Source organism: Lacihabitans soyangensis (assembly GCF_024343775.1).
GTDB lineage: Bacteria > Bacteroidota > Bacteroidia > Cytophagales > Spirosomataceae > Leadbetterella > Leadbetterella soyangensis.
In genome coordinates this window covers 1-12,200 of the sequence record NZ_RJUF01000052.1, presented here as the reverse complement: position 1 = coordinate 12,200, position 12,200 = coordinate 1, and the positions used below count along the sequence as shown (strand labels likewise).

12 protein-coding genes are annotated in these 12,200 nt (G+C 37.7%); 4 read left to right on the top strand and 8 right to left on the bottom strand.

Going from position 1 to position 12,200, the window contains the following annotated elements; all coding sequences use genetic code 11:
• Positions 1 to 351, top strand: a 351-nt coding sequence (locus tag EGI31_RS13645) for a transposase (protein WP_255037784.1), incomplete at its 5' end; no start/stop codon positions are given.
• A gap of 222 nt (positions 352 to 573) precedes the next feature.
• Positions 574 to 1,632 (top strand): molybdopterin-synthase adenylyltransferase MoeB, encoded by a 1,059-nt coding sequence (moeB, locus tag EGI31_RS13640; RefSeq protein ID WP_255037783.1) that lies wholly within the window; start codon positions 574 to 576, stop codon positions 1,630 to 1,632.
• On the opposite strand, the gene ruvX is transcribed toward moeB, so the two are convergent.
• The 8 genes from ruvX to EGI31_RS13600 form a co-directional block, all read right to left on the bottom strand.
• Positions 1,615 to 2,034, bottom strand: a complete 420-nt coding sequence (gene ruvX, locus EGI31_RS13635; RefSeq protein WP_255037782.1) for a Holliday junction resolvase RuvX — start codon at positions 2,032 to 2,034, stop codon at positions 1,615 to 1,617. The genes moeB and ruvX overlap by 18 nt on opposite strands.
• 11 nt (positions 2,035 to 2,045) lie before the next feature.
• Positions 2,046 to 3,305, bottom strand: coding sequence for a M16 family metallopeptidase (locus EGI31_RS13630; protein WP_255037781.1), 1,260 nt, complete (start codon positions 3,303 to 3,305; stop codon positions 2,046 to 2,048).
• An 87-nt stretch (positions 3,306 to 3,392) separates the two neighbouring features.
• On the bottom strand, positions 3,393 to 3,548 hold the full coding sequence (locus tag EGI31_RS13625; RefSeq protein WP_255037780.1) for a hypothetical protein: 156 nt from the start codon (positions 3,546 to 3,548) through the stop codon (positions 3,393 to 3,395).
• A 240-nt stretch (positions 3,549 to 3,788) separates the two neighbouring features.
• Positions 3,789 to 5,174: an NADH-quinone oxidoreductase subunit N gene (locus EGI31_RS13620; protein WP_255037779.1), complete on the bottom strand. Its 1,386-nt coding sequence runs from the start codon at positions 5,172 to 5,174 to the stop codon at positions 3,789 to 3,791.
• 37 nt (positions 5,175 to 5,211) lie between these two features.
• Positions 5,212 to 6,654, bottom strand: a complete 1,443-nt coding sequence (locus tag EGI31_RS13615; RefSeq protein WP_255037778.1) for a complex I subunit 4 family protein — start codon at positions 6,652 to 6,654, stop codon at positions 5,212 to 5,214.
• A 22-nt stretch (positions 6,655 to 6,676) separates the two neighbouring features.
• Complete coding sequence (gene nuoL, locus EGI31_RS13610) at positions 6,677 to 8,608, bottom strand: NADH-quinone oxidoreductase subunit L (RefSeq protein WP_255037777.1); 1,932 nt, start codon at positions 8,606 to 8,608, stop codon at positions 6,677 to 6,679.
• 21 nt (positions 8,609 to 8,629) lie between these two features.
• Positions 8,630 to 8,974 carry an NADH-quinone oxidoreductase subunit NuoK gene (gene nuoK / locus EGI31_RS13605; RefSeq protein ID WP_310586215.1) on the bottom strand — a complete coding sequence of 115 codons (345 nt, stop codon included), beginning with the start codon at positions 8,972 to 8,974 and terminating at the stop codon, positions 8,630 to 8,632.
• Between the two features lie 54 nt (positions 8,975 to 9,028).
• Positions 9,029 to 9,841 (bottom strand): 3'-5' exonuclease, encoded by an 813-nt coding sequence (locus EGI31_RS13600; protein ID WP_255037776.1) that lies wholly within the window; start codon positions 9,839 to 9,841, stop codon positions 9,029 to 9,031.
• A 186-nt stretch (positions 9,842 to 10,027) separates the two neighbouring features.
• Between EGI31_RS13600 and EGI31_RS13595 the strand changes: the two genes are divergently transcribed.
• Both EGI31_RS13595 and EGI31_RS13590 read left to right on the top strand, forming a co-directional pair.
• Positions 10,028 to 11,749, top strand: coding sequence for a M3 family oligoendopeptidase (locus EGI31_RS13595; RefSeq protein WP_255037775.1), 1,722 nt, complete (start codon positions 10,028 to 10,030; stop codon positions 11,747 to 11,749).
• Between the two features lie 82 nt (positions 11,750 to 11,831).
• Entirely contained in the window at positions 11,832 to 12,155 is a 324-nt protein-coding gene (locus EGI31_RS13590) for a GIY-YIG nuclease family protein (RefSeq protein ID WP_255037774.1), read from the top strand.
• Positions 12,156 to 12,200 lie beyond the last annotated feature (45 nt).

Below are 12,200 nucleotides of genomic sequence, written 5' to 3'. Positions count from 1 at the left end.
TGGGTAATTGTATATTCCAGGAACTTTTCAGAGGAATTTAATGCTCGTAAATTTGCCTCTTTGGCAGGAGTTGCTCCATTTGAAATAAGCTCTGGAAGTAGTATTAACGGTGGTTTTCACGTCAATTGTTATTCTCATAAGCAGCTAAAAGGCATTTTTCATATAGCAGCAATGGCAGCCATACGGTTTAACCAGCAAATGAAGGAATATTTTGACCGAAAGAAAACAGAAGGAAAGAAAGGTTTTGTGGCAATGAATAATGTGAAAAACAAATTGATTCATCAGATGTATGCAGTTGTAAGAACTAAAACACCTTTTAATCCAGAATATGTTTATAAAAGAGCAGCATAATTTTAAAGAAAATATTTGGATTTAAGTTAGCTATCAAAGGCTATTCCTTCGTAGGTGTGTAAAATAGGCTTCAACATCGGAAATTTAAAATGTTTGCATTATAATTTCTAGAATTCCAAAAAAAATCAATAATTCGGAATAAATACATTTAACCCACTCCCGCATCTCGGCCTAATTAACAATTAAATACTTTTCCCTATTTTTACCATTAAATAAGGTAATGTGACGCAAGAATACTATTCAAGATACGCCCGGCAGACTATTCTGCCACAAATGGGCTTGGAAGGGCAGCAAAGGCTTAGTCAGGCCAAAGTGCTGATTATTGGCTGCGGTGGCCTTGGTGGGCCTGTTTTGAGTTATCTGGCGGCGGCTGGTGTCGGAACCATCGGTCTTATTGAATTTGATACCGTTTCACTCTCAAACCTACACCGTCAAATTATTTTTGAAACCAAGGATATTGACCAACAAAAGATAGAAGTCGCTAAACATAGAATACAGTCACTTAACCCCAATGTGACGGTTCTATCTTATAATACTCAATTAACTTCTAAAAACGCCCTGGAAATTTTCTTAGAATTTGACCTCATAGTGGACGGATCCGACAATTTTCCGACCCGATATTTGGTGAACGACGCCTGCGAGATTTTGAACAAACCGTTTGTATATGGAGCCATTCACCAATTCGAAGGACAAGTGTCTGTTTTTAACTATAAAGGCTCATGTACGTACCGCGACCTTTACAACACGCCACCAAACCCAGAAACCGCACCAAACTGTGCCATAGGCGGAGTTTTAGGGCCCATAGCTGGTGTAATAGGAAGTCTCCAGGCCGTAGAGGCTCTTAAGATAATTTGTGACATTGAAAGCCCTCTTTTCAACGAAATACTGGTAGTTGAATTCCAAAGCATGACTTTCAGGAAATTTAAACTCACCAAGAATACCGAAAGACCGAAGATAAGTGCTTTAATAGACTATGAGGCTTTTTGTGCAAGCAAAACGAAAGAAAGTTTTGCCCTAACAAAAGACGAGTTTAATGCACTTGCAAAAGAAAATATATATCTGATAGACATACGAGAACCTTACGAACACGAAGAATTCAATATTGGTGGAGAAAATATTCCAATGGATGAATTGGAAAAAGAAGACATCCGAGCAAATGTTACAACAATCCTTTACTGTGCATCAGGTATCAGAAGCAAAACCTTGGCCACAAAATTACGGAAGTCGCTACCAACTGCAGATATCAGGTACTTAGATTGTTCTCTAAAAGAATTTATTTGAACTAAGAAACGATTGGAGGATAATTACTGCACTGATTTTATCTAAATTCCCCTTTTCTCTTCTGTCTTTTTTCTTAGTTCCTGAGTCAATCATACTTTGCAGAGCCATTTTAGATGTAAACCTTTCATCGTAAAAATGCACAGGAATTGCGGGAAACTGGGTTCTCAAAATATCGGCAAATTTCCGAACATCTGCAGTTATGTCTGTATCCTGCGAATTCAAATTTACTGGCAAACCTAGTACAATCTGCTCTACCTCTTCCTTCTGCATATACTCCACTAAATATTTTAGCAAATCTACCGTCAAAACCGTTTCCAAAGCCGTGGCAATGATTTTCAGGGGATCTGTAACCGCCAAGCCCGTCCTTTTTTTGCCATAATCTATTGCCAAAACTCTTGCCATAATATTTGTAATTAACCTACCACTACCGTCGACAAATCTTGCATGTACATATTGGCCATTTCTTGTATTTCATCCGCCGAAACACCATCAATTCGTTGCAGCATGGTATTGTAAAAATCTTCGGGCAAATTCTCATGTAAAATAGCCTTGTGCTTATCCATAATGTCAAAAACTGTATTGGTACTGCTCAACACAGAACCCTTCATGTAGTTTTTGACTAAGCTAAGTTCGCCCTCAGACACCTGCTGATTTTTAAGAACATCTATCTCTTTTTGAATTTCTTCCAATGCCATGGGCACATTCTCCTTTTTTACATCCGCACCGATGGACCAATAACCTTCGTTAGCCAATGGTACGATAGACGACGAAATGCCATAAGTCAATCCCTTCTCCTCACGAATATTTTTCATGAGTCGACTTCCAAAAAAACCACCCAAAATAGTATTAAAGACAAGAAACTTAAAAAAATCGGGGTGATGTCTATTAAACATTCTCCTTCCTAAGCGTATGCTACTCTGCACACTTTCTGGCTTATCAATTTTCAGATTAAAAACATCATTCAAACCCGGTGATGATATAACTGAAGGCTTAAAAACCAATGTTTTTTGCTGAAAAAAAGTCTGAACGGAATCAACATCTTTGTCAGAAAAATTGCCTGTCAAGAAAACATTAAAACTGGCATTTTTTATAAATTCAGAGTGAAAATCAACAATTTCTGACTGTGAAACTATATCGATTTCAGACGGCTGTAAGGTTTTACCAAAAGAGTGATCAGTTCCAAACAACCCTTCCCTGAATATTTTATTGGCCTCAGTTACTGTTTTTTCAATATTTACCAAATATGACTGAGTGGCAATCTTTTTCTGAATATCCAGTTCCTCTAAAGTTAAGGTTGGATAGAAAACAATTTCTGCCAAATCTGGCAAGTAATGCTCAAAAAACTTACTCAATCCATGAAGTGTGACCACCAATCGCTCCTGGTTTTGACTCACCTCTAAAAAACCACCCAATCGCTCAAAACTTTCGGCAATTTCATTGGCATTTTTACTCATTGTACCTGCCGAAAGCAATTTTGAGGTAAAATATGAAAGTGCAAACTTTTGTCCGAAATACGAACCCGCTCTAAAAACAATCTCCAATCTAAAAACTTCCAGATTAGGGTTTTTCAAACAAAAAAACTGAACGCCGGAATTGTCAATAACCTTAACCACACACGGAAGTGATAGGTTTTGAGTTGGAATAAAATCAGGGGCAATACTACGATTAAGCATCTTATAAATATAAATGGAGGAATCGGAAATTTAGACAAAAAAAAAGCCCTATCCGAAGATAAGGCTCAATTTCTTTAGCAATGCTAATTACTTAACCGCAGCAGCAGCAGAATCAACAACTGTAGCAGCTGAATCAACAACAGCAGTAGCAGCTGAATCAACAGCAGTAGCAGCAGAATCTACAGCAGCAGCTGCATCTTCAGTAGCTTCAGTAGCAGAAGTACATGAAGCGAAAGCTACCATACCTGCAACGAAAAGAATTCCAAATACTTTTTTCATTTCTTAGATTGTTTATTGTTATAAGACATTACAAATTTAAGAACATTTTAAGTTTTGATGCAAAACTTCTTAAAAAATTCTTAAAATTTTCTTTAAAATTCTTGTTTTTGTGCAGCACCCTATAGAAAAAAGATAATTTTTAGAGAAAAATCCATAAAAAAAGCCCGCTGTTGCAGGCTTTTTAAACAATATCTAATCTTAAACTTAAAATAAACCTCTAAACAAATTAGGTGCTACTCCCAATAGAACTGTCATTGCTCCACAGACATAAAGCGTAGCCTTGGCTAATGACGAAACGGTGATAGACTCACTTTCGGTACTGCCAAAAGTAGCTCTGATTGGCTTGAAATAATAATACAATGAAACCGCTGACATAACTATACCCACGATCAGTATCCAAAGATAGCCCTTGGTGGCGGCGTCATTCAAAACAAAGAATTTGCTCCAGAAACCGGATGTAAGTGGAATTCCAGAAAGAGAAAGCATCGAAATCAAAAGAATAACCGCCAAATCAGGATTTCTTTTGAAAAGGCCATTAAAAACATTGATGTTTTCGTTTGGTCTTCCATCCACAAGTTGGTCGTTAGAAACGATTAAAAATACCCCGAAAGCAGAGATAGTTGCAAACGCATAACTAAGGGTATAAAATCCGAGATTCCCAAAAGACTGCTCGCCTAAACCAATTAAACTTAAAAGCATAAATCCAGCTTGTGAAATACTAGAATAGGCCAAAATCCTTTTGAAATTAGATTGATAAACAGCGGTTAAATTACCAATCAGCATACTCAAACCAATAATGATAACCAAAAACTTCGACCAATTGTCATATTCAAAGCTAAAGCTATAAACTGCCAAGCGGTAAAGAGCAAAAATAACAGCCGTCTTTACGATGGTCGCCATAAATGCCGTAAAAATGGTAGGCGAACCCTGATAAACATCCGCTGTCCAGAAATGAAACGGTGCGGCAGAGATTTTGAACAACAAACCTATGAAAATGAAAATCAACCCTATCCAGAAGAAAATTTTACCTTCTGGAAGATTATTCGCTACTGAACTACCGCTATTTATATCAAATGAACCGGTAGCACCATAGAACATGGCGATACCGAAGAGTAAAATTCCAGTTGCAAACGCACCCATCAAGAAATATTTGATAGAAGCCTCGTTTCCTCTTAGATTACGCTTATCACTACCAGCCAAAACGTATAAGGCCACCGAAAGTATCTCTAGACCCACAAAAAGCATAATGAGGTTTTGGAAACTCACCATTATAAGTGCACCCACAACCGCAAACTGCATGAGTGCATAGTATTCAGCTGGATGATCAATGGCATCTTCAAACAATTTTGAACTTAAACCAGCAACAAGAATTGCCGCCAAAATAACAACACTTTGTACCAATATGAGCGTATTACTCACCTCCAACATATTGTTGAAATACAAACCAGGAGCGTTCCAATCAATGAAGTTTGACAATAAACCTATTATCAAAAATCCTAAGTTGATAGGAAGTAAACTTTTTTTGGAAACAGATAAGCCGAGATAAAGCATCAACAAACCTGAAACTGAAAAAACTATAATTGGATACATATCTTATATATTTTCTTTCGGTATATACCTAATAAAATTATTTATTTAAAACTCCTAAACTATTTACAAATGAGCCACTTATATCCAAAATGAGATTTGGAAAAACTCCTGTAAGTAACACAACAATCACTATTGGTACCAATACCATCATTTCTTTGGCCCCTATATCGGTAATATTGATGGTGCTGTCGTTTGATGGACCGTACATGGTTTTCTGAAAAAATCTTAACATATATACAGCTCCGAAAACAACGCTTAATCCGGCCACGATTCCTATAACATGATTGAAATCAAAAACAGCTTTTAACATCAAAAATTCACCCACAAAGCCATTGGTCAAAGGAAGAGCAACGCTTCCTAGTAAAACCACCATAAACATAACTGTGAGCACTGGAGCTGATTGGGTCATACCTCCAAGCGTTGTTAGACTTCTGCTTCCTGTTTTATCAAAAATGATTTTGGCGATATAAAATAAGCCAACTGCATTAAATCCATGGGCTACCATCTGAAAAATAGCACCTTGTAAGCCAGTAACACTCAAAGTCAGAACCGCTCCTGCCATAAGCCCCATGTGAGCAAATGATGAGTAAGCTATTAAACGCTTGATTTCATTTTGTTTGATGGCTATGATAGAACCGTAAACCAATCCAACCACCGCCAAAATAATGATGATTTCTCCATACATCTGAACACCTGATGGAGCAAAAGGAAGTAAGATTCTTATTAAACCGTAAACACCCATTTTCGAAAGCAATCCTGAAAGCAACATTGTTGCTGGCGTTGGAGATTTGCTGTAAGCATCAGGCAACCAAGTATGGAATGGGAAAATCGGCATTTTGATAGAAAAAGCTAAAAGCAGACCCCAAAATAGAATTTGCTTGATGAGGTTTGGAAGTAAGGAAACCGTCACTTTGATAGACTCTATATCAGCACTTTGACCTCTCATGTACAACAAAACAAAAGATATCAGCATAAACAAACTTCCAAAAACCGTGTAAACAAACATTTTGAAAGTAATCTTCGAAGAATTTTCGCCACCCCAAAAGTTAGCAATAAGATAAACGGGTACCAACGCCAATTCGAAAAAGAAGTAAAATAAAAATATATCCTTTGCCGAAAACACTCCCACCAATGCAGCCTCGGTTAGTAATATCAAGCCTAAAAGTCTAGGGATATTTTCGTAATTCAGATTTTTGATAGCCAAAAGAATAATAGCCACCAAAACTACTGTCAGACCAACCATAACTAAGGACAAACCATCCAGACCAAGGTGAAATCTTATGGCGAAGTCTGACAACCAAGGTTTGTCAAAGGTCAAAAGGGCCGAGTTATCTTTGAATACACTAAAAGCATATACAAAAACAGCTATTTGAATGAAAGAAACTACTAATGAAATACTTGACGCAAGGCTTTTGTTTTTGATATTCAACAAAACCAAACCTGCAATCAATGGTATAAGAAATAGCGAAAGCGTTAACATAGGGTGCTTTTCAATTGATTTTTTACTTAATAACCGACTTAAGGGATTCGAACAAACCAGGAACTAAACTGTATACTAACAAGAGGATGATTCCGATTGTCATGAACAACAAATAGCTGCTTGTGCCTCCTACTTGTAATCTTTTAACTTGTGCACTAGTCTGATTTACCAAACTTCCAACATTGTTCACGATGCCATCGATGAATTTGTTATCAATAACATTTCCAAAAAACTTCGAAAGTGATGATATTGGGTTTACAAATACGTTGTTGTATAATTCGTCAATATAATATTTGTCATAAACCACTTTCTTGATTCCACTCATAGATTCGTCGGAACCAGGAACATTTTTGCCATTGCCATAAACCGTGAAAGCAAAAACTATAGCCACTACTGCTACCAAAACAGAAACTCCCATTAAAATCCACTCTGTTGCATGGTCAATATGGATAACACCGAACTCTGGATTTACCAATTTACTTCCTTCATAAATCGGACTCAAGAATTCATTCAATTTATGAGGGAAATGGAATATCTCCGGAAAACCAATTGCTCCACCAATAATTGACAATGCCGCCAATACGATTAGTGGTAAAGTCATACTGCTAGGCGACTCATGTAAATGGTGCTCCTGCTCATGTGTGCCTCTAAAGTTACCTTTAAATGTTACGAAGAACAATCGGAACATATAAAAAGCAGTCATAAAAGAGCCAAGAAGGGCTAATCCCCACATCAATTTATTGTGCTCGAACACATGAGCCAAGATTTCGTCTTTTGAGAAAAAGCCTGAGAAAGGAGGAATACCGCTAATGGCAATAGTTCCGACTAAGAATGTAATGGCCGTAATTTTAATTTTTGGCCAAAGTCCACCCATATTTCTGATGTCTTGGTCGCCACTCATGGCGTGGATAACGCTACCTGCTCCTAAAAACAACAAAGCCTTGAAAAACGCATGAGTTATAACATGGAATAGACCCGACGAATAGGCCATTACTCCAAGACCCAAAAACATATAGCCCAACTGACTTACTGTAGAATAAGCCAATACTTTTTTGATATCGTTTTGAAAAAGACCAATCGTAGCTCCAAGCAAGGCGGTTGCCAAACCAATCCAAGCTACAAATTCTAAGGTCGCAGGCGAAAGACTATATAGAACATTTGAACGAACAATCATGTAAATACCCGAGGTAACCATGGTAGCTGCGTGAATCAATGCCGAAACTGGCGTTGGACCTGCCATCGCATCTGGAAGCCAAGTAAACAATGGAATCTGAGCTGATTTACCCATGGCTCCAACAAAAAGAGCGAATGTGATAGCCAAAATAATTCCATCACCTATTTGAAATCCTTTGGCTTTCTCAAATACCTCAAGATATTCTAAAGTACCGAAAGTCTGAATAATCAAAAATATACCTACCAAAAAACCTAAATCACCTACCCTGTTCATGATGAACGCTTTGCGGGCAGCATTGGCATAGTCTGTATTTTTGTTCCAAAATCCAATGAGTAAATATGAACAAAGACCTACTCCTTCCCAACCGATGAACATAATGAGGTAGTTGGCTCCAAGAACCAAAAGAATCATAGAGAACAAGAAAAGGTTAAGGTAGGCAAAGAATTTACCATAGCCTTCGTCATGACTCATGTAGCCAGCCGAATAAAGGTGGATGAGTGTACCCACACCTGTAATGACGAAAAGCATGATCAACGAAAGTTGATCTAACTGAAATGCAAATTTGATGTTGAGGTCGCCAACTGTGATCCAATCGAATAAATTTACAACAACTGGAGTGCCATCAAACTGTAAATAGGCTAATAAAACACAAGCAAATGAAAGCAACGAAGCACCAGTTCCTATAATCGGGACTAATGATTTTGATATTTTTCCAAACCCTAATCCATTTATCAAAAAACCGATCAATGGAAACAAGGGAATCAGAGCTATTGGTGTCATAAGAATTGTAAATTTTTGATTTTATCCCTTCAGTCTGTTAAGTAAACTGATATCTATGGTTTTTATGTTTCTGAATATCATCACTATAATAGCCAATCCAACGGCCACCTCGGCAGCAGCTACAGCCATTATAAAAAACACAAAAATCTGTCCATTGGGGTCTGACCTGTATGAAGAAAAAGCGATTAGCAAAAGGTTTACTGCATTGAGCATCAACTCAATAGACATAAAAATGATGATGGCATTTTTTCTGATTAAAACGCCTACGATTCCAATAGTGAAGAGCATCGTGGCTAAAAGCACGAAATTCACCAAAGGAACTTGCATAAAAACGTCTGGTACTCGGTCTATAGAACTTTCAAACATATGTTTGTAAGGTTTTTAAATTTTCGCAAAAATAACACTAATCAATCAAAAAGCCTATCTTTTCATTTTGATTTTAATCTCCGTAAGTTTTCTTTTGGTATCTAGCGGAAAATCATTGTTGATAATCCAATCGTAATATTGAGGTTCTTTGGTGAGTACATCCTCCACCTTTTTACCTGCATTTTTTCCAAAATTAAACACCACTTCACCTTTATTGTTTAAAATCATGCGTTGGGCAAAGTCCACCAAATTGTTTGAGCTTAATTTATGAAGTATTTCAACATCATTTTTTACTGGCTCATATTCCACACCTGCAGCGTCCTTCATTTTTACACCCTCGTATTTTTCTACCTGAGCACAAACTACTTCGAGTGTAGCCAAGGTGTCTACCTCAGCACTATGGGCGTTTTCGAGCGTTTTACCACAATAAAACTTGTAGGCTGCACCGAGTGTGCGTGGCTCCATCAAGTGGAAAATCTTTTGAGCATCTACAAAACGACGATTTTTTAGGTCAAAAATATTGGTGTCAATTCTCAAAAATTCCTCTACCAACATCGGTATATCGAACCTATTGCTATTAAAACCTGCCAAATCACAGCCATCCAAAAATTGAGAAAGTGACTTCGCCATCTGACGAAAGGTAGGCTCATCTTTTACATCTTCGTCATAAATGCCGTGTATCAAACTCGTCTCCAGCGGAATTGGCATACCCGGATTCACCCTTTTGGTTTTCACTTCTACCGAACCATCAATATTTGCTTTTGCAATACAAATTTCTACAATTCGGTCTTTAGAAATATTAATGCCAGTAGTTTCGAGGTCAATAAAGGCAATAGGCTTTTTTAATTTGAGCGTATGAGTTGTCATATTTTATTTAAACTTAGCGAAAAAATGATGGTGCAAAAGTAGAAAATGATTTTGGGAATATGGTCAGGATTTACATTTATGTACAAGAAGAGAATGTTGTTAGCCACGAAAATTTTGATGTTTCCAAAAAACAAATATTCAACTCTTGCAATTCAATTCTTAAATTGCGACCTGAAAACAAAGAATATGAGCAACAGAATATTAGAGCGTAGAAAAAGACAATTTTTAGGAGAAGATTTTAAATTAGAATCCTGGGATTTAGTAAAACCATTTTATGAAAATCTGAAAAGCAGAGAGGTAAATTCTAAGGAAGAGTTTGAAAAATGGCTCAAAGATAGAAGCGAGTTAGAGTCATATTTGTCGGAAAACATGGCTTGGCGATATATTAAAATGACCTGTGATACTTCTGATGAAGAAAATCAGAAGGCTTATCAGTTTTTTGTGGAACAAATTTCACCTAACACCGCAATGTTTTCTGATGAGCTCAATAAAAAGTCACTCGCTCTAGCCGAAAAATACCAACTCTCGGGTGGTGGGTACGAAATTATGCTCAGAGGTCTGCGAAAATCCGTAGAAATTTTTCGTGAAGCCAACATCGAACTTGACACCAAAATACAGCTAAAACAAACAGAATATCAGAGCGTTACAGGTTCCATGACCGTCGAAATTGATGGTGAAGAAATGACAATGCCCAAGGCCGCCACTTTCTTACAAGCCGTAAAACGTGAAACCAGAGAAAATGCCTGGAGAAAAATTTCGGAAAGACGATATAGTGAAAAAGTCAAACTAGACGTGATTTTCAATGAACTCCGCGATCTACGCCATCAAGAAGCTCTCAATGCTGATTTTGAGAACTTCAGAGATTACATGTTTGCAGCCATGGGTCGGTTTGACTACACTCCTGTCGATTGTTTTGCTTTTCATGAAGCCATAGCCCAAACCGTGGTGCCAATCGTAAATCAAATGACTACCGAACGCAAAGAAAAGCTTGGACTTGGAGAATTGAAACCATGGGATTTGAAAGTGGATGCCGAAGGAAGACCGGCTCTAAAGCCATTCCAAAACGGAAAAGAACTGCTTGACAAAACCGAAGTTTGCTTCGAAAAAATAGATCCCAAACTGTCAGAATATATCAAAATCATGCGTGAAATGGGGCATTTTGATGTAGAATCACGCAAAGGAAAGGCTCCGGGTGGTTATAATTATCCTTTAGAAGAGATTGGAGTGCCTTTTATATTTATGAATGCCACCGACAGTGTGCGGGATTTGGTGACGATGGTGCATGAAGGCGGTCATGCGATACATTCCTTTGAGGTGAGAAATCTGCCTATCAACGCATTCCGCAACCCAACCATGGAAGTAGCTGAGCTGGCTTCTATGAGTATGGAATTGATTTCAATGGAGCATTGGGATACGTATTTTGAAAATGAAAAAGACCTCAAAAGAGCCAAAATAGAACATCTCGAAGATATTTTGGCCGCATTGCCATGGATAGCGACGGTAGATAAATTCCAACATTGGATTTATGAAAATCCGACCCATACGGAAGATGAAAGAAAGTCGGCTTGGATGCGAATAAATGGAGAGTTTTCAGACAATGTTACCGATTGGTCTGGTTTCGAGCATTTTAGAGAATATTCATGGCAACGCCAACTGCACATTTATGAGGTGCCATTTTATTACATCGAATACGGTATGGCCCAACTGGGTGCGATTAGTGTTTGGAGAAATTACAAAAAAGACCCAAAAGCAGGTCTCGATGGATATTTGGCCGCACTAAAATTGGGCTACACCAAAACGATCAAAGAAATATACGAAGCCGCCGGCATCAAATTCGACTTCTCGAAAGCTTATATAGCTGAACTTATGGATTTTGTGAAAGGTGAATTGGCTGCTTTGAAGGCTTGAGTTTGGGAGAATAGTTATAAGGGCTTTGGATAGGCTCACTTTTTAACTTCCATTCTCTCAAAACTAAATTCTACTACCATTTATGAAAACTTACTACACCTATATTCTTCAATGCTCGGATGGTTCTTTTTATGTAGGCATGACCTCCAATTTGGAAAGGAGACTCCAAGAACATGAATTTGGAGTTAATGAAGATGCATACACATTTAACAAAAGACCAGTAGAACTGAAATGGTTTGAAGAATTTTCTGATGTTAGTCAAGCCATAGCCACAGAAAAACAACTAAAAGGTTGGAGTAGAAGGAAAAAGATTGCTTTGATTGAAAGAGATTGGGAAAATTTGGTTTTGTACGCTAAAAATTACACTCAGTTTGGAAAAGACGGGGCTTCGTTAAGCTCAGACTGACAACGTTTGTCTCCCTGAGCCTGTCGAAGGGGCGTTTTGTACATA